General features: G+C 74.5%; 21 protein-coding genes. 8 read left to right on the forward strand and 13 right to left on the reverse strand.

Annotated elements, in window-relative coordinates; all coding sequences use genetic code 11:
- A complete protein-coding gene (locus ACI78Q_RS20535; RefSeq protein WP_456925306.1) occupies positions 1-1,029 on the reverse strand; it encodes a chemotaxis protein CheB in 1,029 nt (342 codons plus the stop codon).
- 218 nt (positions 1,030-1,247) lie between these two features.
- On the opposite strand from ACI78Q_RS20535, the gene ACI78Q_RS20540 reads away from it, so the two are divergent.
- Both ACI78Q_RS20540 and ACI78Q_RS20545 read left to right on the forward strand, forming a co-directional pair.
- Entirely contained in the window at positions 1,248-1,724 is a 477-nt protein-coding gene (locus ACI78Q_RS20540; RefSeq protein ID WP_456925307.1) for an STAS domain-containing protein, read from the forward strand.
- A 103-nt stretch (positions 1,725-1,827) separates the two neighbouring features.
- Positions 1,828-2,658, forward strand: a complete 831-nt coding sequence (locus ACI78Q_RS20545) for an IclR family transcriptional regulator domain-containing protein (RefSeq protein WP_456925308.1) — start codon at positions 1,828-1,830, stop codon at positions 2,656-2,658.
- A 21-nt stretch (positions 2,659-2,679) separates the two neighbouring features.
- On the opposite strand, the gene ACI78Q_RS20550 is transcribed toward ACI78Q_RS20545, so the two are convergent.
- The 5 genes from ACI78Q_RS20550 to ACI78Q_RS20570 form a co-directional block, all read right to left on the reverse strand.
- A complete protein-coding gene (locus ACI78Q_RS20550; protein WP_456925309.1) occupies positions 2,680-3,222 on the reverse strand; it encodes a flavin reductase family protein in 543 nt (180 codons plus the stop codon).
- Positions 3,222-3,797 (reverse strand): VOC family protein, encoded by a 576-nt coding sequence (locus ACI78Q_RS20555; RefSeq protein ID WP_456925310.1) that lies wholly within the window; start codon positions 3,795-3,797, stop codon positions 3,222-3,224. The genes ACI78Q_RS20550 and ACI78Q_RS20555 overlap by 1 nt, the downstream gene beginning before the upstream one ends.
- Before the next feature lie 11 nt (positions 3,798-3,808).
- Positions 3,809-4,816, reverse strand: coding sequence for an ABC transporter permease (locus ACI78Q_RS20560; RefSeq protein ID WP_456925311.1), 1,008 nt, complete (start codon positions 4,814-4,816; stop codon positions 3,809-3,811).
- Positions 4,813-6,438 (reverse strand): sugar ABC transporter ATP-binding protein, encoded by a 1,626-nt coding sequence (locus ACI78Q_RS20565; RefSeq protein ID WP_456925312.1) that lies wholly within the window; start codon positions 6,436-6,438, stop codon positions 4,813-4,815. The genes ACI78Q_RS20560 and ACI78Q_RS20565 overlap by 4 nt, the downstream gene beginning before the upstream one ends.
- 99 nt (positions 6,439-6,537) lie before the next feature.
- On the reverse strand, positions 6,538-7,728 hold the full coding sequence (locus tag ACI78Q_RS20570; RefSeq protein ID WP_456925313.1) for a sugar ABC transporter substrate-binding protein: 1,191 nt from the start codon (positions 7,726-7,728) through the stop codon (positions 6,538-6,540).
- Positions 7,729-8,079: 351 nt separating this feature from the next.
- Here ACI78Q_RS20570 and ACI78Q_RS20575 point away from each other — a divergent pair, with 351 nt between their 5' ends.
- From ACI78Q_RS20575 to ACI78Q_RS20585, 3 genes are read left to right on the forward strand one after another with little or no spacing between them, the layout of a single operon-like run.
- Positions 8,080-8,844 (forward strand): alpha/beta fold hydrolase, encoded by a 765-nt coding sequence (locus ACI78Q_RS20575; RefSeq protein ID WP_456925314.1) that lies wholly within the window; start codon positions 8,080-8,082, stop codon positions 8,842-8,844.
- The gene (locus tag ACI78Q_RS20580) at positions 8,841-9,872 is read left to right on the forward strand and encodes a zinc-binding dehydrogenase (protein ID WP_456925315.1); all 1,032 of its coding nucleotides are present in this window, start codon (positions 8,841-8,843) and stop codon (positions 9,870-9,872) included. The genes ACI78Q_RS20575 and ACI78Q_RS20580 overlap by 4 nt, the downstream gene beginning before the upstream one ends.
- A 25-nt stretch (positions 9,873-9,897) precedes the next feature.
- Positions 9,898-10,719, forward strand: a complete 822-nt coding sequence (locus ACI78Q_RS20585; protein WP_456925316.1) for an SDR family NAD(P)-dependent oxidoreductase — start codon at positions 9,898-9,900, stop codon at positions 10,717-10,719.
- A gap of 69 nt (positions 10,720-10,788) precedes the next feature.
- Here the strand turns inward: ACI78Q_RS20585 and ACI78Q_RS20590 are convergent, their stop codons facing one another.
- Positions 10,789-11,982, reverse strand: a complete 1,194-nt coding sequence (locus tag ACI78Q_RS20590; RefSeq protein WP_456925317.1) for an acyl-CoA dehydrogenase family protein — start codon at positions 11,980-11,982, stop codon at positions 10,789-10,791.
- A gap of 320 nt (positions 11,983-12,302) precedes the next feature.
- Here ACI78Q_RS20590 and larA point away from each other — a divergent pair, with 320 nt between their 5' ends.
- The gene (larA, locus tag ACI78Q_RS20595) at positions 12,303-13,592 is read left to right on the forward strand and encodes a nickel-dependent lactate racemase (RefSeq protein WP_456925318.1); all 1,290 of its coding nucleotides are present in this window, start codon (positions 12,303-12,305) and stop codon (positions 13,590-13,592) included.
- Positions 13,593-13,597: 5 nt separating this feature from the next.
- Positions 13,598-14,740 (forward strand): glycerate kinase, encoded by a 1,143-nt coding sequence (locus ACI78Q_RS20600; protein WP_456925319.1) that lies wholly within the window; start codon positions 13,598-13,600, stop codon positions 14,738-14,740.
- A gap of 50 nt (positions 14,741-14,790) precedes the next feature.
- On the opposite strand, the gene ACI78Q_RS20605 is transcribed toward ACI78Q_RS20600, so the two are convergent.
- The 6 genes from ACI78Q_RS20605 to ACI78Q_RS20630 all read right to left on the reverse strand — a co-directional run bounded on the left by ACI78Q_RS20605 (position 14,791) and on the right by ACI78Q_RS20630 (position 20,441).
- Complete coding sequence (locus tag ACI78Q_RS20605; protein WP_456925320.1) at positions 14,791-15,996, reverse strand: cytochrome P450; 1,206 nt, start codon at positions 15,994-15,996, stop codon at positions 14,791-14,793.
- Positions 15,997-16,125: 129 nt separating this feature from the next.
- Positions 16,126-17,109: a quinone oxidoreductase family protein gene (locus ACI78Q_RS20610; protein ID WP_456925321.1), complete on the reverse strand. Its 984-nt coding sequence runs from the start codon at positions 17,107-17,109 to the stop codon at positions 16,126-16,128.
- Positions 17,110-17,125: 16 nt separating this feature from the next.
- Positions 17,126-17,485, reverse strand: coding sequence for a hypothetical protein (locus ACI78Q_RS20615; RefSeq protein WP_456925322.1), 360 nt, complete (start codon positions 17,483-17,485; stop codon positions 17,126-17,128).
- Positions 17,486-17,519: 34 nt separating this feature from the next.
- On the reverse strand, positions 17,520-18,383 hold the full coding sequence (locus ACI78Q_RS20620; protein ID WP_456925323.1) for a DODA-type extradiol aromatic ring-opening family dioxygenase: 864 nt from the start codon (positions 18,381-18,383) through the stop codon (positions 17,520-17,522).
- Positions 18,376-19,230: a citryl-CoA lyase gene (locus tag ACI78Q_RS20625; protein ID WP_456925324.1), complete on the reverse strand. Its 855-nt coding sequence runs from the start codon at positions 19,228-19,230 to the stop codon at positions 18,376-18,378. The genes ACI78Q_RS20620 and ACI78Q_RS20625 overlap by 8 nt, the downstream gene beginning before the upstream one ends.
- A complete protein-coding gene (locus ACI78Q_RS20630) occupies positions 19,227-20,441 on the reverse strand; it encodes a CaiB/BaiF CoA transferase family protein (RefSeq protein WP_456925325.1) in 1,215 nt (404 codons plus the stop codon). Before ACI78Q_RS20630 ends, ACI78Q_RS20625 begins: the two co-directional genes overlap by 4 nt.
- A gap of 239 nt (positions 20,442-20,680) precedes the next feature.
- Between ACI78Q_RS20630 and ACI78Q_RS20635 the strand changes: the two genes are divergently transcribed.
- On the forward strand, positions 20,681-22,168 hold the full coding sequence (locus ACI78Q_RS20635) for an amidohydrolase family protein (protein ID WP_456925326.1): 1,488 nt from the start codon (positions 20,681-20,683) through the stop codon (positions 22,166-22,168).
- Positions 22,169-22,295: the final 127 nt, after the last annotated feature.

Raw genomic sequence — 22,295 nt, forward strand, 5'->3', positions numbered from 1 at the left:
TCAGGCCTCCTCGACGTCGTCGGGCAGCGCCGAGGCGCTCAGGTCACCACGGTGCAGCAACCCCCGCAGCAGGGCGGCGGCGTCCAGGGCCTCCTCGGACCGCTGCCGGAAGCGCAGCGCGCTGTGGCTGTGCCCGCGCTCCTCGGCCCGGTGGCCCATGTGCGAGCTGAGCGCCGCCCGCTCCTCCAGGCCCCGCAGCGCCATCCACAGCGCGCCCTCCAGCGCCTGTGACTGCTCCTCGGCGAGGGCCTCGGGGGACCAGGCGTGCCCGACGCGGCAGCGGTAGCGCTCCATGCCGCCCTCGTCGATGGTGAACAGCGCGCCGTGGCAGGTCGGGCAGCCGAACCCGGACGGCGTCCCGGGCCGGTCCTCGTCGTCGTACCCCTCGCCGTCGAGTCCGGCCATGGCGGTCTCCGTCTCCATGAGGTCGCTCGCGGGGGGCGCGATCCCGTCGTCCACCTCCTCGCCGATCAGCTCGCCCAGCAGCGCGCCGATCGCGCGCACGGGCAGGACGTGGTCGGCCCCGCCGACCTCGTGGGCGTGCAGCGGCATGCTGGGGTACATCGCGTCACCGGGGTCCTGGGCGATCACGACCCCGCCGCGGGAGCGGACGGCGATGGTGCCCGCCGTCCCGTCGTCCAGGGCCCCCGACAGGACGACCCCGACGACCCGCGGGCCGCCGCTGCGCGCCGCGGACCGGAAGAGGACGTCGACCGCCGGGCGGTGCCCGTTCTCGCGGGGCCCCCGGGAGAGCATCGTCCGGTCCCCCACCACCATCAGGTGCCGGTCGGGCACCGAGACGACGACCGTGCCGGCCTCGATCAGGTCGCCGTCAACGGCCGACCGCACGGGCAGCGGGCAGACGCGGGCCAGGATGTCGCGCAGGGCGCTCCGGGCGCCGGCCGGCATGTGCAGCACGACCAGGACCGCCCCGGGCAGGTCCGGGGGCAGGCCTGCCAGCAGCTGCTGCAGCGCCTCGACACCGCCGGCCGACGCACCGACGACCACCAGGTCACGCCGAGTCCCCATGCCCGCCCATCCCGTCACGCTGGCCGCGGCGGTCCGCAGCACGGTGGGTCGTGACAGGTGAACGGTAGCCCTGCCGCCCGGCGGAAGCGCCCGGCGCGCGCACCGGCCCGTTGATACGGTACTGGGCCGGGTCGAAGCTCCGGCCCCGCGCACGCCGGTGCGCACGTCGCCGCCTGGAGCCGCTCGTCCCCGGGCCCGGACACCGCTGTGGGGTCCACGTGCTCGTCCGTCCTCCTGGGTCCTCCTCCGACCCCGTCCCCCGCCCGCTGCTCGTGTCGGTCGACCTGCGCGTCGGCCGCGTCCGCGTCACCGGCGAGCTCGACCGGAGCTGCGCCCACCACCTCCTCGACGCCCTCACGGCGCTCGTCCTCACGGCCCACCCCGTGTGGACCGTCGACGGTCACGGCATCACGTTCTGCGACGTCGAGGGACTGCGCGTGCTCGCGCGGGCCGACGCCCTGGCGGCGGACCACGGCCGCGTGGTCCGGCTCGTCGGCGGCCCGCCGTTCCTGGCCCTCCTGCTGGGCCTCGCCGGGCTCATGCACCTGCTCGCCGACGACTCGCCGGCCGGAGCGGCGCGGGCGGTGCCCTGCGCCTCCGGCCCCCACGCCGCGCTCAGGGACACCGTCCGCGCCGGGACCGGGCTCCCCCGTCGGGGTGGGCCGCACCGCGCGGACGCCGTCACCAGGGGGTGATCCGGGATGATGAGGCGGGCGCTCGGCTCCCGGCAGCCGCCTCCGCCCCGGACAGGGTCGGTCGGACCGGTGTTCTCGCCGGCAGCAGGAACGGGGTGGGGCGATGGCCGGACGCGGCACGGGACCGGACTTCGTCGAGGCGCTGGCCCGCGGCCTCGACGTCATCGCGGCCTTCGGCGCCGAGCGCCCGTCCATGTCGCTCACCGAGGTGGCCGCCGCCGCGGGGCTGGCACGGCCCACCGCCCGGCGCCTGCTGCTCACCCTGGAGGAGCTGGGCCTGGTCCGCTCCAGCGGCGGGGTCTTCCACCTCACCCCGCGGGTCCTCGGCCTCGGCACCGCCTACGTGAGCGCGCTCGGCCTCTGGGACATCGCGCGACCGCACCTGGAGTCGCTGGTCGCCCAGACCGGCGAGTCGTCGTCCATGGCCCAGCTCGACGGCTCCGACATCGTCTACGTCGCCCGCGTCGCGGTACCCCGGATCATCACGCTCCGGGTCGAGATCGGCACCCGCTTCCCCGCCGTCCGCACCTCGCAGGGCAAGGTGCTGCTCGCCGCCCTCTCCCCCGGCGAGCTCGACGCCGCCCTCGCCGAGCCCAGCCGCGCGGGGCTGCCCCCGGTGCCCCCGCCGGACGCCGACCGGCTCCGGGACGAGTTGGTCAAGGTCCGGGCGCGGGGCTGGGCGCTGGCCGACGAGGAACTGGCGCCGGGCATCCGGTCGGTCGCGGTGCCGGTGCGTGACGGCAGCGGCACGGTCCGGGCGGCCATGAACGTCACCGTGCACGCGGCCGAGACCTCGACCGAGCGCCTGGTGCAGGAGCACCTGCCGCGGCTGCTGCACACCGCCGGTGAGGTCAGCGCCGAGTGGGCCCTGTGGCAGTCGCGGCCGCACGTGGAGGTCGCCCGGCCGGCGGGCGGGGACACCGCGACCGCCTGAGGCCGCGCGGCGTCCGCGCCGTCACGGCAGCTCCAGCGCGGCGTGGGTGCCGAACACCCGGCCGTGGTAGGTCAGCGGCTGCCCCTCGGTCGTCTCGGCGGCGACCACCGTGCCGAGCGCGACCACGTGGTCCCCGCCGTCGACCAGGGTGGCGACCTCGCAGGCCAGCCAGCCCGGCGCGCCCGGCAGCCGGGGCAGGTCCGAGTCGATCTCCCACCGCACGCCCTGGAACTTGCCGGTGCCGCCCTTGCGGGCGAAGGCCAGCGCGAGGTGCGACTGGTGCGCGCCGAGCACGTTCACCCCGAACCGCCCCGACTCCCGGACGACGGCCAGCAGGTCCGAGCCGCGGTCCAGGCTGACCAGCACCATGGGCGGGGTCATCGACAGCGAGGCGAAGGCGCTGACCGTCGTCCCGTGTGGCAGCCCGCCGAGGGTGCTGGTGATCACCGAGACCGGCGTCGGCACCCCGGCCATCACCTCACGGAACCGGGCCTGCAGCTCCGGGTCGACCGGCGCGTCCGGGACGGCGGTGATCTCGACGGGCTGCTCGGCGGGGTGGGTCATCAGGGGGTCCTCCCGGGGTCGTCGGCAGCGGGCGCGCCGAAGGGACGGACCGGGTCGGTGCCGTCCCAGTCCAGCGAGGCCCGCCAGAACGCGGTGAAGGCGGCGTCCATGCCGGGGCCGTACTCGATGAGCTCGATCATGCCGGGCCGGCCGGGGCCGCCGTCCAGACAGGCCACCTCGCCGCCGGTCGGGACGCCGGCCCGGAAGGCCAGCTCGTACCCCTTGGCCTCGAGCTCGGCGATGCCGGCGTCCACGTCGTCGGTGACGACGCCGAGGTGGTGGAAGCCGTGACCGCGCTGCTCGATCGTCTCGCGGTAGACCGACGGCGCGTCGTCCTGCGGCGCGATGAGCTCGATCTGCACGTGCCCGGCGAACGCCATCGCCAGCGCCACGTCGGCCCGGCTGGGCCCGCCCCGGTAGACCGGGTCGACGCCGGTGGAGGAGTCGAGCAGGAACCACGGCCCGACGCCGAGCTCGCCGACCCACTGCTCGATCGCCTCGTCGATGTCAGGCACGACGTACGCCATCTGGATGATGCCGTCGCGCGGCTGGCCGAAGCCGAGTCCGGGTGCCATGCCCTCGCCGCTCAGCTGCGGCGCAGGTAGCGCGAGATGGCCACCGCCGCCACGAGCGCGCCGCCGTAGAACAGCTGCTGGGCGTAGTCCTGCGCGCCGAGCAGCTGCAGCCCCGCGGTGCCGGTGGCCAGGAACAGCACGGCCACCCCGGTGCCCAGGGCGTTGAACCGGCCGGGCTGGATGGTCGTGGCCCCGAGGAACACCGCCGCGTAGGCCGGCAGCAGGAAGGTCTCGACCGACGTCGGGCCCGCCGAGCCCGTGGTGCCGACGTAGAGGATGCCGGCGAGGGAGGCGATGACGCCGGCGAGGGTGAAGGCGCCGAAGCGGATGCGGTCGGCGTTGATGCCGCTCAGCACCGCCACCTCGCGGGACTGGCCCACGAACAGGTTCCGCACGCCCAGCGGGGTGTAGTTCATGACGTACCAGATGACCAGCATGACCAGCAGGCAGTAGTAGAACTGCACCGGCACCTGGCCGATCTGGCGCAGGTAGGTCCACATCGACAGGTCGCGGTCGACGCCGACGATCGTGGTCGAGTTGGCGATCCAGAAGACCAGGCCGCCGAAGAGGGTGCCGGTGCCGAGGGTCATGATGAACGGCTCGGTCTTGAACTTGACCACGAACAGACCGTTGAACGCGCCGCACAGCGCGCCCACCGCGACCGCGGCCAGGCAGGCCAGCGGCAGCGAGACGCCGTGCTGGACGTTGAGGACCGCGACGAGGATCGCCGAGAGCCCGCCGATGCTGCCCAGCGACAGGTCGAGGTCGCCGGAGCGGGTGGGCAGCAGCGCGGCCAGCGCCAGCATGAACAGGATCGACTGCGACCCCAGGATGTTGGCGATGTTCCCCATCGAGAGGAACGTGTCCGGGGCCAGGGCGGCGAAGACGACGAAGAGCACCAGCCACGCGATCGGCAGCGCCGCCTTCTCACCCCACCGGCCGCGGACCGCGCCGCGGCCCTGGGCCACGCTCGGCGCCGGCTGGGGGTCCTTCGTCTCGACGGCGTCCGTCGCGCTCATCGTGCCACCTGTTCAACGGTCGGGAGGATGGTGGACTGGCTGGTGCTGGCCCCGTAGACGCCGGAGGTGATGGTCTCCGGGGAGATGTCCTGGAGCGGGATCTCGGCGCCGGCCGCCCCGCCGCTGACCACGACGACGCGGTCGCAGACGGCGGCCAGCTCGTCGAAGTCGCTGGAGACCCAGACGACGGACATGCCGCCCTCCGTGGCCCGCTTGACGACCCGGTAGATCTCGGCGCGGGCGGCGATGTCGACGCCCTGGGTCGGCTCGTGCAGCAGCAGGACCCGCGGCCCGATCTCCAGCCACTTGCCGACGACGACCTTCTGGGCGTTGCCGCCGCTGAGGGTGCCGACCGGCAGGTCGGTGCGCCGCGGCCGGACGTCGAGGGCCTCGGCCCGGGCGTCGGCGGTGTCGCGCAGCTGCCCGTTGCGCAGCCGGCCGCCCTTCCGGAAGCGGCGGACCACCAGCAGCATCATGTTCTCCGCGACCGACACGGCCGGGGCGATGGCGTCCCGCCGCCGGTCGGCGGGGATGAGCGCCAGCCCCATGCCGACCGCGGTGGCCGGCTGCTGCCGCGCGACCGGCACGGTCGTCCCGTCGAGGGTCAGCTCGCCGCCGGTCGCCTGCTTCGCGCCGAACAGGAGGTAGGGCACCTCCTCCGCTCCGGAGCCGAGCAGCCCGGCCAGGCCGACGACCTCACCGGGCGCGACGTGCAGGTCCAGCCCCCGCACCTGCCCGCCCCGCAGGCCGGTGACGTGCAGCCCGACGGCGGGCGAGCGGTCGAAGGTGCGCGGCGGCTCGGTGGCCTCGTGCGCCCCGAGCGCGTGCCCGTGGCCGAAGGCGTCGAGCTTGGCGATCGCCGGGCCGACGATCAGCTCGACGATCTCGTCGTCGCTGACCTCGCTCATCCGGGCGGTGGCGGCCAGCCGGCCGTCGCGCAGCACGGTGACCCGGTCGGCGATCTCGCGGACGGCGGGCAGGTCGTGGGAGATGAACACGACGCTGGCGCCCGAGGCGACGATGGTGCGGATCAGGTCGAAGAGGAACTGCACCTCCTCCTCGGGCAGGAACACCGTCGGCTCGTCCAGCACCAGCACCGAGGACGACGCGCCGGTGCGCTCCCGGTACTGCTTGAGCTCCTCGGCGGCGCGGGCGATGGCCACCAGCGCCTGCTGGACCGGCGGGAGGTCGTTGACGACGGCCAGCGGGTCGACGTCCACCCCGTAGCTGCGCAGCATCGCGCGGGCCTTGCGGGCCTCGGCCCGCCACTGGATGCGCACCCGCGAGCCGCTGCGCTCGGCGACCCCGCCGAGCAGGTTCTCCAGCACGGTGAGCGGCCGGGCGAGTCCCAGGTCCTGGTGCACGAAGCTCAGGCCGAGGTCGCGCGAGGCGCCGGCCTCCAGCGGGAGGGGCACCTCCCGGCCGTCGACCACCATGCGGGCGCCGGGCTCGGGGTCGTAGACCCCGGCCATGACCTTGACCAGGGTCGACTTGCCGCAGCCGTTCTCCCCCAGCAGGGCGAGGACCTCGCCCCGCTCCACGGTCATGGAGACGTCCTGCAGCGCCTTCGTCGCACCGAAGGTCTTGGAGACGGAGTGGAGCTCGAGGGCGGTGGTCGTCATCCGGGGCTTCCCTGGGGCCGGAGCGCGGGTGCGCCGCTGGGGTCGGGGCGGGAGGGCGCGGGGAGGCCCCGGGCTGCGTGCCCGGGGCCTCCCGCTCGCTCAGACGGCGGGCGCGTCCAGCCAGAGGCTGCGGTAGCCCTCGACGTAGGAGTCCCCGAAGCCGTCGTTGGGGCCCTCGACCTCGGCCGCGTTCTCCGGCGTCCAGAGGCGGTAGGGCGAGAAGGCCTCCTCCGCCGGGATGGGCTGCTGACCGGCGAGGACCCGGAAGAGCTGGTCGGCGCCGGTGTAGGACATCCAGTCGAAGTTGGGGCCCATGTCGGTGCCCATCGGGTTCTCCGGGTCGGTCATCAGCTGGACGAAGGTCCGGTCGGCACCGAAGGCGTAGGTCTTCGCGTCGACGTTCGAGGACTGGATCGCCGGCAGGACGAACGGGGTCTGCGCGTCGAAGACGGTGAAGACGGCGCGGATGTCGGGGTTGGCCACCAGCGCCGAGGAGACCGCGCTGGTGAGGTCGGTGGCGTACTCCGGGATCGGGATGTTGATCGACTCGACACCGCACTCGTCGCCGCACAGCTCGGCGAACTGGTCCTTGACCGTCTGCTCCATGCCGATCGAGGGCGGGTTCTCGTTCGAGGTGATGACCAGCGCGTCGATCGGCCGGCCCTCGGCCTCGACCAGCGCCTGGGCCACGCCCAGCTCCATGGACCGGTTGAACTGGCCGTTGGTCTGGGCGGCGATGAGGTCCGAGGGCTCCTCGGAGACGTCGGCCAGGTGCATGTCGACCACCGCGATCCCGGCGGCCTTGGCCGCCTCCATCTGCGGGGCGAGCGCGGCGGGGTCGATGCCGCACACCAGCGCGACGCCGTCGTAGCCCTGGTTGATCGCCAGGTTCATGCCCTGCACCCACGCCTGCGGGCCGCCGTCGTTCTGGAAGTAGGTGCTGTCTGTCATCCCGACGCTCTTGGCGATGTCGACGACGGTGCGGGCCATCCGGTCGCAGCCCTCCAGCTGGCTGCTCACCGGCATCGACAGGATCTTCTTGCCGGCCAGGCTCGCCACGGAGAAGGCCTCGCCCTGCGCCTCGAACTCCGGCTGCGCCATGGCCTCCTCGACGTCGGCGCGGAGCTGCTCGAGCGTCTCGTCGGAGACCACGGCCTCCCCGCTCGCCTCGGCCGAGCCCTCGCCGCTCGACGTGGGCGCGCACGCGACGGTCGTCAGGGCCAGGGCCGCCGCGGCGACCGGCAGGGCCAGCCGCCGGGTGCGCGGTGAGCGGATCACGCGATGAGCCATGGAGTGGTCCTCTTCTCGGGGTCGCACAGCTGCGGGGATCGCCGGACACGGGCCGCGCGGGAGCCGCGGAGCGGGCGGGGCGCCGTGGTGGTGGCGGAACAGTGACAGCGGCCACATTCCCTTGTCAACCGTCTGGCGGTCACCTGTCCGTTTCCGTGTCGACCGTGTCTCCCGCGGCCTCCCGCGCGGGCGATCCGGCAGGTCGCCTGCCCTGAGGTGGAGCCGCCGTTGACACCGAGACGTGTCATGCGTCACGGTGCTGGCCGGGGCGGACGACTGTCCGTTCACGTCGTCGAGGCAGGAGTTCACGTGACCGTTCCCGCAGCTGGGCCAGCGCCGACGAGGGTGCCGATGGGCTCCGGCGAGATCAGCCTGTTCCGCGAGGGCTCGGGCCGCCCGGTCCTGTTCCTGCACGCCGCCGGCGGTGCGGGCAACTGGGAGCCGTTCCACGAGCGGATGGCGCAGTCGGTCGACCTGATCGCCCCCGACCACCCCGGCTTCGGCCGCAGCGACGAGCTCCCCGAGGTCGCCACCATGGCCGACCTGGTGCAGCACTACCTCCGGCTGCTGGAGCACCTGGGCATCGACCGCTTCGACCTCGTCGGCGCGTCCTTCGGCGGCTGGACCGCCGCGGAGCTGGCCAGCACGATCCCCGACCGCGTCGAGCACCTGGTGCTGCTGGCCCCGGCCGGCCTGGACGTGCCCGAGGCGCCGCCGGCGGACCTGTTCAACCTGGCCCCGCCGGACCTCGTCCGCGCCCTGTTCTACGACGACGCGCTCGTCGAGGCCGCGCTCTCCGCGCCGCCGCCCCCGGAGCAGATCGCGCAGACCGAGAAGGACATGGCGGCCTTCGCCCGGTTCGCGCGCGACCCCTACCTGCACAACCCGGAGCTGCCGGGCCGGCTGCCGCGCATCAGCTGCCCGACGCTCGTGATCGCCGCCGAGATCGACGTCATCGTCCCGCGCGAGCACAGCGAGGCCTACGCCAAGGCCATCCCCGGCGCCGAGCTGCGGGACATGCCCCGCACCCGGCACGGCCTGCACCACGAGCGGCCCGACGAGGTCGCCGCCGAGGTGCTGGGCTTCCTCACCGGTTCGGACACCGCCGCCCGATGAGAGCCGCGGTCACGGAGGGCCCGGGCACCATCCGGCTGGTCGACCGGCCGGAGCCGGGCCCTCCGCGGCCGGGCCAGACCCTGCTGCGGGTGGAGGCCGTCGGCATCTGCGGCTCCGACCTGCACCTCTACCACGCCGACCTCGGCCCGTCCCACGACGGGCTGCTGCCCCGCGTCCAGGGGCACGAGTTCTCCGCCGTGGTGGCCACCGCCGACCCCGCGGGCGGCCCGGCCGCCGGCGAGCGGGTCGCCGTCTGGCCCGTCCTGCCGTGCGGGCAGTGCCGCCCCTGCCGCGACGGCCGGGCCAACGTCTGCAGCCGGCTGCAGCTGCTCGGGGTCCACCGGGACGGCGCGCTGCAGGAGCACCTGCTCGTCGACACCGCGGCGCTGGTGGTCACCACCGGGCTGACCGCCGAGCAGACCGCCCTCGTGGAGCCGGTGTCGATCGCCGTGCACGCCGTGGCCCGCGGGCGGGTGGCCGACGGGGAGTCCGTCGTCGTCCTCGGCGCCGGGCCCATCGGCGTCTCCTGCGCCCTGGCCGCCCGCGACCGCGGCGCCGCCGTGCTGGTCGTCGACCCGGTCGCCGCCCGACGCGAGCTGCTGGCCGGACTCGGCCTCGCCACGGCCGACGCGGACTCCCCCGGGCTCGCCGGCGCCGTGGCCGACCTCGCCGGGCCGGAGGGGCCGCACGTCGTCGTCGACACCACCGGCGCCCCCGCCGTGTTCGGCACCGCCCTGGAGCTGGCCGGCCACGGCGGCCGCGTGGTCGTCGTCGGCATGACCGCCGCCTCGGCGCCCACCAGCCCCGGGCCGCTGCCCATCAAGGAGCTCGACGTCCTGGGCGTCAGCTGCTGCACCTACGAGGAGTTCGCCGCCGCCGCGGACCTCGTGCGCCGCAACACCGCCGCCGTCGACGCACTGGTCAGCCACCGCGTGCCCCTGGCCGGCACGACCGACGCCATCGGCCTGCTCGAGGACCGCACGAGCGCCGCGTTCAAGGTGCTCGTCGACCTGCGTGACCACGCCTGACCCGACCTCCGAGGAGTCGACCCGCATGAGCTCCCCCGCGCCCGATCCGCGCCCGCTGCCCGACCGGCTGCGTCTGGACGGCAAGCACGCCCTCGTGACCGGCGCGGCCAGCGGGCTGGGCCTCGCGATCGCCGAGGGCCTGCTCCAGTCCGGCGCCGCCGTCACCATGCTCGACGTCGACGGCGACGAGCTGGAGCGCACCGCGGCGACCCTGGCCGCCACGGGCGGCACCGTCGGCACCCGCCGCTGCGACGTCTCCGACGCCGGGCAGGTGGAGGCCGCCGTCGCCGACGCCGCCCGGGAGCACGGCGGGCTGCACGCGGTCGTGGCCAACGCCGGCATCGCGGGCGGCCCGTCGGTGCGGACCCCCGAGGGCCGGCTCTACGACCTGGACTGGAAGACCTTCGACGGCGCCCTGGCGGTGAACCTGGTCGGCACGCTGGCCACGGTCCGCGCCGCGGCCCGGGTGATGCGCCCGGCCGGGGGCGGCTCGGTCGTCGTCACCGTGTCGACGGCGGGGCTGCGGGCCGACGCGATGGTCGGCTACGGCTACAGCGCCTCCAAGGGCGCCCTGGCCAACCTGGTGCGGCAGGCCGCGGTGGACCTCGCCGCCGACGGCATCCGGGTCAACGGCATCGCCCCGGGCCCGTTCCACACCAACATCGGCGGCCGCGGCCCCAAGGACCCCGCCGTCGACCGGGCGTGGGCCGACACCGTGCTGCTGAAGCGGATGGGCGACCCGCGGGAGGTGCAGGGGCTGGCGGTCCTGCTGGCCTCCGACGCGGCGTCGTTCATGACCGGGGCGGTGTACCCGGTGGACGGCGGCGCGCTCGCCGGCTTCTTCTGACCCGGCCGGGACGGACGACAGGGGGCCGGACCGGGATCTCCCGGTCCGGCCCTCTGTCGTCGGTGCGGCTCAGCCCTCGGGCACGAGGTTCATGTAGAGCCAGGTGTGGTCCGGAGCCAGGCCGGCGAGGAACTTGCCGCAGCCCTCGACCACGTGCGGGGCCGACGTGACGTGCTGGGTGCCGGCGTGCATGTCGCGGAAGTACTGCTGGATCGCGCCGGTGCGCAGCGCCGCGGTGCCCGCCGCCTTGTAGACCTCCACGCTGATGGCCTCGGCGGTCCAGGTGGCGTTGTAGAGCGCCAGCCGCAGCCGGGTGCGCTGGTCGGAGTCGAGCTCGCCGCCGTTCTCCAGCGTCGCGGTCGCCTCGCGCCACACCTCGTACACGAACGCGCGGGCGGCGTGGTACTTGCCCTCGAGCTCGCCATAGGTGGCGTGGAAGCGCGGGTTCTCGGCCATGGAGCCGGCCCGGCCGGCCTTGCCGCGCACCTGCTCGGCGAGGTCGTCCAGCATGCGCCGCGCGACGCCCAGCGCCCACGCGGAGTGGCCGATGAGGGCGAAGTGCATGATGCCGAGCTTGAAGATCCAGCCGCCGCGCAGCGGGGTCTCGACCGGGCCCAGGTGCGTGAAGGTCTCGGGCACGAAGACGTCGCGGATCTTGTAGTCGATGCTGCCGGTGGCCTTGAGACCCATGACGTCCCAGGTCTCGATCAGCTCGGCCTTGTCGACCGGCAGGACGAAGATCCGCGGCTCGCCGGTCTCCTCGATGATGCCGAGCGTGTGGATCCACTGCGAGTGCTTGATGCCGGAGGCGAAGCTCCAGTCGCCGCTGAGCCGGAAGCCGTCGCCGTCGGTCTTCGCGGTGCCGGGACGGGTGCCCTGGCCGGCCACGACGGGCAGGCGCTCGCCGGAGAACATCTCCTTGACCGCGGCGTCCTGCAGGTAGGCCCCGCCGGTGCCGATGGCCAGCGAGGCGGCCATGTGCACCCACGCCGTCGACGGGTCCGCCTCGGCCAGCGCCTGGACGATCTGCAGCGACGCGATCGGGTCGCACTCCGCGCCGCCCAGCTCGCGCGGGGTCCACATGCCGTAGAGGCGGGCCTCGTGGAGGGCGTCGTCGACGGCGTCGACGAGCCGCCCGCCGGCCTCGTTGGCCGCCGCGTTCTCCCGGACCAGGGGCTGCAGCGCGCGGGCGGCCGCGACCAGGTCGGCCGGCTCCACCCCGCCCGAGGAGGCGAGGGCCGGGTCGGGTGCGGTCGTCGTCATGGTGGCTCCTGTTCTGCTGAGCGAGGCTCGTGGCGGGTCGGGTGGAGCGGGACGTCGGCGTGACCACGACAGGACGGGCCACTGCGCAGGGGCCGTCCGTGCAGGCGACGGCACCGGCCCGAGGGCGACGCTGCCGTGTCCGTCTGACGGACAACCATCCGCAGCAAGTCTCCGGCGCGTCGCGCGGGTGTGTCAAGAGACACATGTCGCGGGCCGGGAGCCCGGATCGGCGCCCATGGACGGGAACTTGACAGGCCCCCCGGCCGACAGGACCGTACGACCGGTCGGCAGACGGACGGACGCAGGGAGACGGTGCAGCGATGACGATCGGATCGGCGACTCCGGTCGTGTCCCTCGCCTACGGCCGGGGCGCCGTCGACGTCCCCCGCCACGACGGCGCGCTGGTGGTCACCCCGCACGACGACCCGGCACTCCCCGACCCGGCCGCCGCGCTGCGGGCCGCCCTCCGCGCGCCGCTGGGGGCACCGCCGCTGGCGGCCCTGGTCCGCGACGGCATGAGCATCGCCGTCTCGGTGTGCGACGGCACCCGCGCCCAGCCGCGCGAGGCGATGCTGACCGCCCTGCTGGAGGAGATCGACGGCGCCGCCCGCGGCTGCGAGGTCGTCGTCCTGGTGGCCACCGGCACCCACCGCGGCAACACCGAGGACGAGCTGCGCGCCATGCTCGGCGCGGAGGTCGTGAGCCGCTGCGAGGTGGTCAACCACGACGCCCGCGACCGCTCGTCGCTGACCTCACTGGGCACCGTGGGCGACGGCGTGCCGCTGGAGCTGAACTCCCGGTGGCTGGCCGCCGACCTGCGGATCACCACCGGCTTCGTCGAGCCGCACTTCTTCGCCGGCTTCAGCGGCGGGCCGAAGATGGTCGCCCCGGGGCTGGCCGGCCTCGACACCGTGATGGTGCTGCACGACGCGGCGCGCATCGGCAGTCCGCTGGCCACCTGGGGCGTGGTCGAGGACAACCCGGTGCACCGGGACATCCGGGCCTGCGCCGCGGCCGCCCCGCCCGACCTGGCCCTCGACGTGCTGCTCGACCGCGGCAAGCGGATCACCCACGTCGTGTGCGGTGAGCTGTTCACCATGCACGCCCGCGCCTGCGAGCTGGCCCGCGCCGCCGCGATGCGCGCCGTCCCGCACCCGATGGACGTCGTGGTGACGACGAACTCCGGCTTCCCCCTGGACCAGAACCTCTACCAGGCGGTGAAGGGCATGGCCGCCGCCGAGCGGGTGGTGCGCCCGGGCGGGACGGTGGTCGTGGCCGCGGAGTGCGCCGACGGCCTGCCGGCGCACGGCTCCTTCGCCGAGGTGCTGGGCGCGGCGCCGGACCCGGCCGGGCTGCTCGAGCTCATCTCCTCCCCCGGCTTCAGCGTCCCGGACCAGTGGCAGGTGCAGGTGCTGGCGCGCATCCTCGCCAAGGCCGAGGTGCAGCTGTACTGCTCCGGACTGCCGGACGACGAGGTGCGGGCCGCGCACCTGGTCCCCGCGGCCGACCTGGCCGGGGCCATCGACGAGGCGGTCCGCCGGCACGGACCGGACGCCCGGGTCTGCTACCTCCCCGAGGGCCCGCAGACGATCCCCTACCTCGCCGGCTGACGGCCATGACCGCGCCGCGGATCGTGCTCGCCCCCGACAAGTTCAAGGGCTCGCTCAGCGCCGCCGAGGTGGCCGCGGCCCTGGCCCGCGGCCTGCGGCGCAGCCTGCCGGACGCCGAGCTGGTGGAGACGCCGATCGCCGACGGCGGCGAGGGCACCGTCGACCTGGTGCTCGCGCACGGCTTCACCGCCCGCACCTGCGAGGTGCCCGGCCCGCTCGGGGAGCCGGTCACGGCCCGCTACGCGGTGCGCGGCGACACCGCCGTCCTGGAGATGTCGGCCGCCGCCGGCCTGGCGGTGCTGCCGCCGCCGGGGCCGACCGAGTCGACCGCCCTGCACGCCACCACCCTCGGCGTCGGCCGGCTGGTCGCCGACGCGCTCGACGCCGGGGCGCGCCGGATCGTGCTCGGTGTGGGCGGCAGCGCCACCACCGACGGCGGCGCCGGGGCCCTCGTCGGCCTGGGCGCCCGCGTGCTCACCGCGGACGGCGCCGACGTCGTCCCCGGCGGCGCGGGGCTGGCCGCCGCCGACCGCCTGGACCTCACCGGCCTGGACCCGCGGCTGGCCGAGGCCGAGCTCGTCGTCGCCTGCGACGTCGACAACCCGCTGACCGGACCGGAGGGCGCCGCGGCCGTCTACGGCCCGCAGAAGGGCGCCACGCCGGCCGCCGTCCCCCGGCTGGACGCCGCCCTGACCCGGTGGGCCGACGTCGTCGCCGCGGCGACCGGGGCCGACCGCCGGGACGACCCGGGTGCCGGGGCGGCCGGGGGCATCGCCTTCGGGCTGTCCAGCGTGCTCGGCGCGCGGCTCACCCCCGGCGTGCGGCTGCTGCTGGACCTCACCGGCTTCGCCGACACCGTGCGCGGCGCCGCGCTCGTCGTGGTCGGCGAGGGGTCGCTGGACGGGCAGAGCCTGCGCGGCAAGGGCCCGGTCGGGCTGGCCGCGGTGGCGCGCGAGTCGGGGACGCCGGTGGTCGCCGTCGCCGGGCGCAGCTCGATCAGCGCGGAACAGGCCCGGGACGCCGGGCTGGACGCGGTCCACACCCTGACCGCGCTCGAGCCCGACGTGGCCCGCTCCATGGCCGGCGCCGCCGCGCTGCTCGAGACCGTGGGCCGGCGGATCGGCGAGCAGCTGTCCGGACGCCACTGAGCCCCCCTGCCGGCGGGCAGGGGGGCTCAGCGCGGAGCGCGGTGGGGGCCTCAGCCCGCCGCGGGGGTCCGGTCGACGGTGACGTCGACCCGGCCGAAGGCGCGGATGAGGTTGTTCAGCGCCCGCTCGGTGCCCTCCAGGTGGAAGCGGGACACCCGCGGCGCCAGGGCGCGCAGCAGGGACTCGGTCTCCATGCGGGCGAGGCCCGCGCCGGCACAGCCGTGCTCGCCCATGCCGAAGCCGAGCTGGTGGACGGCGTTGGCGCGGGTGACGTCGAACTGGTCGGGCCGCTCGAAGCGGCGCTCGTCGCGGTTGGCCGAGGCGTAGATGACCAGCACCCGGGAGCCCGCGGGGATCTCCACGTCGCCGATCGTCGTGTCCCGGCTGGTGAGCCGGCCGAAGGAGCGGATCGGCGACTCGATGCGCACCACCTCGTTGACCGCGTTCGGGATCAGGCTCGGGTCGTTGCGGACGAGGTCCCACTGGTCGGGGTTCTCGGCGAACAGCCAGATGGCGCTGCCGACCGCGCTGATCGTCGTGTCCAGCGACGGGGCGAGGTAGTCGAGCATGAGCATCATCGCCTGCTCGGTGGAGATGTCGCCCTTGTCGACCGCCTCCAGGACGCCGGCGCCGAGGCTCCCGGGCGAGACGTTGCGGGTGCGGACGATCTCGGCGCCGAACGCGGCCATCTCGCCGCACTGCGGGAGCGCCCGCTGGGCCCGGTCGTTCATCGGCCCGAAGGAGTCGAAGTTGGCGCCGGCCCAGCGCAGCAGGTGCTCGCGGCCCTCCTGCGGCCAGCCGATGAAGTCCGGGACGATCGACAGCGGCAGCGCCCGGGCCAGGTCGGCGACCGCGTCGAACGAGCCCTTCTCGACGAGGGCGGCGACGAGCTCCTCGGCCTTCTCGGTGACGGTGTCCTTCATCGGGCGCAGCGCGCGCGGGGTCAGCCGGTGGGCCACCACCTGGCGCAGGTGCGCGTGCAACTCGCCGTCGCTGGCCAGCGTGCAGCCGAGGATCGCCTGGTTGGCCGGCTCGTTGAGCGCGATGCCGTTGGCCGAGCGGAACGTGTCGCCGTCCATGAGGACGGCCTTCGCCTCGTCGTAGCGGGCGACGGCGTACGCGCCGTGCTGCGACAGCCAGACCGCGGGGCCGAGCTCGCGCAGGGCGCGGTAGTCCTCGTACGGCTCGAGCAGCGCCTCGTCGGTGAAGATGTCCCCGTCGTAGCTCGGGGCCGAGGTCGGTGCGGTCGTGGTCATGCGGGGGTCCTTCCAACGCGCGGGCTCTGCGGTAGTGGACAGTTGTCCGCCTTGCGGACACGGGGACGATGCCCGGCGCTCCGCGGTGTGTCAAGGGCCACAACCGCCCGGCGGAGAGCGGGGACGGCCTCAGTCCGGCGGCGTGCCGGGGACGAGCACGACGCGCCGTCCGGCGCCCTCGGCGGCCAGCGTCCAGCCGCGCTCGACCTCCGCCAGCGGCAGCACGAGGTGGTCGATCGCCAGTGCGCCGCGCTCGGCGTGGTCGAGGACGTCGGTCAGCGCCTGCGCCCGCTGCTGCGGGGTGAGGGCGTTGTTGGTGTAGCCGAGCACCTCGGCGCTGCGGCTGCGCAGCACCGAGGAGGAGAACCGCGCCTCGTCACCGGACGCCCCGCCGAGGTTGACCAGCCGGCCGAACGGGGCGAGCACGCGGGAGGCCGCCGTCGCCGCCGTCCCGAAGACCGGGTCGACGACGACGTCGACCGCCCCGCCGGTCGCCTCGCCCAGCCGGGCGGTCAGGTCGTCGACGTCGGCCGACAGCGGCACCACCTCGTCGGCGCCGGCCCGGTGCGCCCGCTCGGCCGACCCACCGGGCCGGCACACCGCGACCACCCGGCCGGCGCCCAGCAGCTTCGCCGCGCCGACGGCCACCTGACCGACGGCACCCCCCGCCCCGAGGACGACCACCCGCTCCCCCGGCACGAACCGACCCCGCCAGGTGAGCGCCATCCACGCGGCGACGGCGGAGAGCCCGAGGGCCGCGGCGAGCTCGTCGGGCACGTCGGCGGTCATCGGGACGACGTCGGCGTCCGGCACCGCGCACAGCTCGCCGAGGCTGCCGTCACCGGGCGCCATCCCGGCCGACGTCGCGAACCAGACGCGGGTGCCGAGCGGGTGCACCCCGGACCGCTCGACGACGCCCACGCCCTGCACCCCGGGCACGTACGGCGTCGCCGGGCGGCCGAAGTAGGAGGTGCCCGAGGCGCAGAGCAGGTCCAGCGGCACGACCGGCGCCGCGGTGACCCGCACGAGGGTCACGCCCTCGGCGGGTTCCGGCGACGGGTGCGTGCCGAGCCGCGGCGGCGTGCCGGGGGTGGTCAGGACGGCCGCACGCACGGCGCTCCCCTCCCGCTCAGGTGGAGATGTCGGGGTACGGCATGGAGATGTGCTCCATCGCCTTGCCGTAGGCCTTCTGGTACTCCAGCGGGCCGTGGTCGCGCTCGAACATGGCGATGAACAGCGTGAGCGTGAGGAACGGGTGCGCGCCCATCTGGAACAGGGTCACGTGGTCGTGCTCGCGCAGCGCCTTGCGCTCCTCGTCGGTGAACGACAGCCACGTCGTCCGCTCGGCGTCGATGACGTTGAGGATCTTGCCGGCCATCTCGGCCTCCCACCACTCGACCGTGCCGGCCGGGTCCTCGCGGTAGCGCTCGACCAGGTCGGGGTCGCGGTCGACGGTGTAGAGGAACTTGTCGAGCAGGTACTTGCTCACGGCAGGTGCTCCGTTCTCGTCGTCGTCCGCGGGATCAGGCCGGGGCCCCGTTGGGGTACCAGGTGAAGTAGGCCTCCATGGTGTGGAACAGGTCGAGGGTGTCGACGTGGTCGGCCTTCTGGCCCTCGCCGGCGACGCCCATCATCAGCATGAAGTCCATGAACCCGTGGGTGGCGTTGCCCGGGTGGTGCAGGGAGTCCAGGGAGACCTCGGCCAGGCACCCCTCGATGTCGCCGCTGGCGATCCACTCGACGGCCTTGCGGTCGAACTCGGGGTCCGGGCCGTGCTCGCCGAACTGGCGCGGGCCGCCGAGCTCCAGCGACAGGTGGCCGGTGCCGATGATGGCGACCCGCTTGTCGCTCTCCCAGGACTCGACCATCTCGCGGATGGCCCGGCCCAGCTGCACGAACCGCTTCGGCTGCGGCAGCGGCGGGGCGAAGATGTTGGTGTAGATCGGCACGATCGGCAGGTCCGCCTGCGGCCGCAGCGTGATGATCGGGCACGTGATGCTGTGGTCGATCCGCAGCTCGTTGGAGAACGCCAGGTCGAAGTCGCGGTCGAGGCCGTCGCGCAGGATGTGCGCGGCGAGCTCCTCCTCGCCCTTGAGCGTCATCCGCGGCAGGCCGAACTCGCGCTCCTCGTTGTACCAGTTGGCGTCGAAGAACGGCGCCTTGCCCACGAGGAACTGGGGCATGTTGTCCAGCCACAGCTGGTGGAAGTGGTCGCTGCCGACCATCACCAGCACGTCGGGCTCGGCGCGGGTGAGCGTCTCGCGGAACCGCTCGATCTTGGCGACCCACTCGTCGGCGAACGGCGGGCGGTCCTCACCGGTCGACGTGCTGGCCCGGTAGTAGAACGGGTGGTGCGTGGACGCGATGACCGCGGCGACTTCAGCCATGCCGACCTCCGTTGGCGTCGATGTCAGGGGTGTACGGGTCGGGCGCGACGGACCGGTTGTTGAGGTCCACCGACAGGAAGATCTCGTTGCCGACAGGGTGCCGCAGTTCCTCGGCCAGCTGGCCGATCAGCCCCGCGGTGCGGGCCAGCAACGCGAACCCGCGCAGCAGCTCCAGCGGCAGGCCGAGGTCGGCCAGGGCGGCTCCGCAGACGCCGGCGCCGTTGAGCGGCAGCGTCTTGCCCAGCACCTGGGGGTGCACGCGACCGATGGCGGCGAACAGTGACAGGTGGGGGCCGTAGAGCCCCTCCTCGGCCGCGATCGCGAACAGCCGCGGGGTGCGGGGGTCGCCCTGCTTGTGCACGTGGTGGCCCAGGCCCGGCACGAACCGCCGGGCGGCCCGCTGCGCCTGCACCGTCTCCAGCGCGAGCGCGTCCCACCCGGCGTCGTCGGTGGGCAGATCGCGGGTGGGATGGGTCGCAGAGAACGTGGTGAGGACGTCGTGCAGGAACCGGCCACAGTCCTCGGTGACCCCGAGGAACCGCGAGCCGCCGCCGAGCAGCCCCGCGGCCAGCGCCCCCTGCACCGAGTCCGGGGCGGACAGGTAGGTGAGCCGGGTGACGATCGCGGTCGGGGTGAACCCGTGGTCGGCCAGTGCCGCCAGCACGGCCTCGAAGACCCGGGTCTCCCCCTTCGACGGCCGTCGCTGGGTGGCCAGCCAGAAGGCCAGCTCCCCGAAGCCGACCTCGCCCATCACGTCGCGGGCGAGGTCGGAGCCGAGGAGGGTGATGCTCTCCAGGCTGGAGGCGCCGAGCGCGGTGTCGTAGACGGGGCGGCCCTCGTCGCTCACGCCGTCCCCTCCTGCCCGTCGGCGGTGCGGGCGGCCGGCGCGGCCAGCCACTCGCGGATCTCCGCACCGTGCTCGTCCAGCCGCGGCGGGGGCAGGCGGTAGTCGGCGGGGGTGGCCGAGAAGCGGATCGGGTTGCGCACCGACGGCACCGCGGCGTCCCCCTCCCCCACGGAGACGACCGGGTCGAGGCCGACCTCCTCGGCGAAGGCCACCCCCTGGTCGACGGTGTTGATGGGCCCGCACGGCACGCCAGCGGCGATGATGTCGCGGAACCACTCCTGCTTGGTCCGCGTGCGCAGCCGCTCGACCAGCAGCGGCCGGAGCTCGTCGCGGTTGGCGGTGCGGTCCTCGTTGCGCAGGAACCGGGGGTCGTCGGCCAGCTCGGGCACGCCGAGCACCTCGACCAGCTTGCGGAACTGGCCGCTGTTGCCGGCGGTGATGATCAGGTCACCGTCCGAGCACGGCAGCGGCTCGTACGGGAACAGGCTCGGGTGGCTGTTGCCCATGCGGAAGGGGACGACGCCGCCGGCGACGAAGGCGCTCGAGTGGTTGACCAGCCCGGACAGCGCCGACGCCAGCAGGTTCACCTCGACGTGCTGGCCCCGGCCGGTCTCGTGCCGCACGTTGAGCGCGCTGAGGACGCCGATGGTCGCGTGCAGCCCGGCCATCACGTCGAACACCGAGATGCCCGCGCGGAAGGGCTCGCCGTCGGGGTCGCCGGTCAGGCTCATCAGCCCGGAGATGGCCTGCACGATCAGGTCGTAACCGGGCAGCGACCGGCCCTGCGGGCCGCTGCCGAAGCCGCTGATCGACGCGTAGACGATGCCCGGGTTGCCCTCGGCGACCGTGTCGTAGTCCAGGCCGAAGCGGGCCAGGCCGCCGGGCTTGAAGTTCTCGATGAACACGTCGGCGCGGCGGGCCAGCTCGCGGGCGGCGGCCGCGTCGTCGGCGTCCTTGAGGTCCAGGGCGATGGAGCGCTTGTTGCGGTTGACACCGAGGTAGTAGGTGGAGACCCCGTCGCGGACCGGCGGGGCCCAGCTGCGGGTGTCGTCACCGGCGGGGCTCTCGACCTTGACCACCTCGGCGCCGAGGTCGGCGAGGAGCATCGTGGCGTAGGGGCCGGCGAGCACCCGGGAGAAGTCGGCGACCAGCAGGCCCGAGAGCGGTCCCCCGCCCGGCGTCGCGCCCGGCGGGAGCGCGTGTGCGGTCATCGGTCAAGCCCCTCTCATAGCTGGCGACCGGCATGCGGACGAGGGTCCGCACACCGCGTCCTGAGTCTTGGCGCGACCTGGGTCACTGTCAAGCCGCCGCCGGTGACGGCGCGGAGCGCGGCCACGGCGTCCGCAGGTGTTGACAGCGTCGCGCACGCGGCGCGAGGGTGGCTCGGTCCGATGTCGTGACCGGTATACGGACGCAGGTCCGCTCGGTCGCCAGTCTCGAGGAGGAGACGATGACGAGTTCCGACGGCCCGGTCCCGCAGGCCGGACGCCCCGTGGTCCTGCGGGGCGGCACCGTGCTCACCATGGACGGCGCCTGCACCGTCCTCTCCGACGCCGACGTGCTGGTCGTCGACGACCGGATCGCCGCCGTCGGAACCCGCCTGGACGTGCCCGAGGGCACCCAGGAGATCGACGCCTCCGGCGGGATCGTCATGCCCGGCATGATCGACACGCACCGGCACATGTGGCAGACGGCGATGCGCGGCTACGGCGCCGACTGGACCCTCACCCAGTACTTCGTCTGGTACTACCTCGAGCACGGCAAGAAGTTCCGCCCCGAGGACATCGCCGCCGGCAACCGGCTGGCCGCCATCGAGTCCCTGGACGCCGGCGTCACCACGACCGTCGACTGGTCGCACAACCTGCAGTCCGTCGACCACGCCGAGGCCGCGCTGGACGCGCTGCGGTCGGTGCCGGGCCGGTTCGTCCTCGCCTACGGCAACATCCAGGCCGGCCCCTGGGAGTGGACCGCCGACCCCGCCGTCCGGTCGTTCCTGGAGCGGCTGCGCGACGCCCGCGACGACATGATGGGCGTGCAGATCGCCTTCGACGTCACCGGCGACCCGGCGTTCCCCGAGAAGGCCGCCTTCGAGGTGGCCCGCGACCTCGGCCTGCCCGTGACCACACACGCCGGCGTCTGGGGCGCCACCAGCGACACCGGCATCCAGCAGATGTACGACAACGGCTTCATGACGCCGGAGACGACCTACGTCCACGCCTCCACCCTGACCCGCGACTCCTACCAGCGCATCGCCGCGACCGGCGGCTCCATCTCGGTGGCCACCGAGTCCGAGTGCAGCGCCGGGCAGGGCCACGCCCCCACCGAGCAGGTGCTGCAGTACGGCATCCCGGTGTCGCTGTCGATGGACACCAGCGTGTGGTGGAGCGGCGACATGTTCTCCGCGATGCGCGCGACGCTCAACGCCGACCGCATGTCCGAGCACCTCACCGCGCACCTCAAGGGGGAGACGATCACCCAGCTGCGGCTGCGGGCCCAGCAGGTCGTCGAGTGGACCACCCGGGGCGGCGCGCACACCATCGGCCGCGACGCCGACCTCGGCAGCATCGAGGCCGGCAAGAAGGCCGACGTCGTCCTGCTCAAGAACGACGCCTCCCCGGTGTCCTTCCCGCTGCTCAACCCGCTGGGGCACGTGGCGTTCCAGGCGCAGCGGGCCGACGTCCACACGGTGATCGTGGACGGCCGGGTCGTGAAGCACGACGGGAAGCTGGTCGGCATCGACCTGGCGCCGGTGCGCCGCGAGATCGAGAACACCATCGACCACCTCCGCGGGCAGATCGGCGAGGAGGCCTGGCAGGCCGGGATGTTCCCCGACATGCCCGCTGCGGAGAAGGAGATCCTCGACAACCCGTACCGGTACAGCGACTTCAAGGACGAGTCGAAGCGGGCCGGCGGCGAGGACAGGGTCCTCGGGCGCTGAGCTGCCGGGGGGGGGGGGGGGGGGGGGGGGGGGGGGGGGGGGGGGGGGGGGGGGGGGGGGGGGGGGGGGGGGGGGGGGGGCGCGGGGCGGGGGGCGGGGCCGAACAGCACGCCTGGTCGCGGGGCGC

It is taken from the genome of Geodermatophilus sp. SYSU D00705 (genome assembly GCF_054050135.1).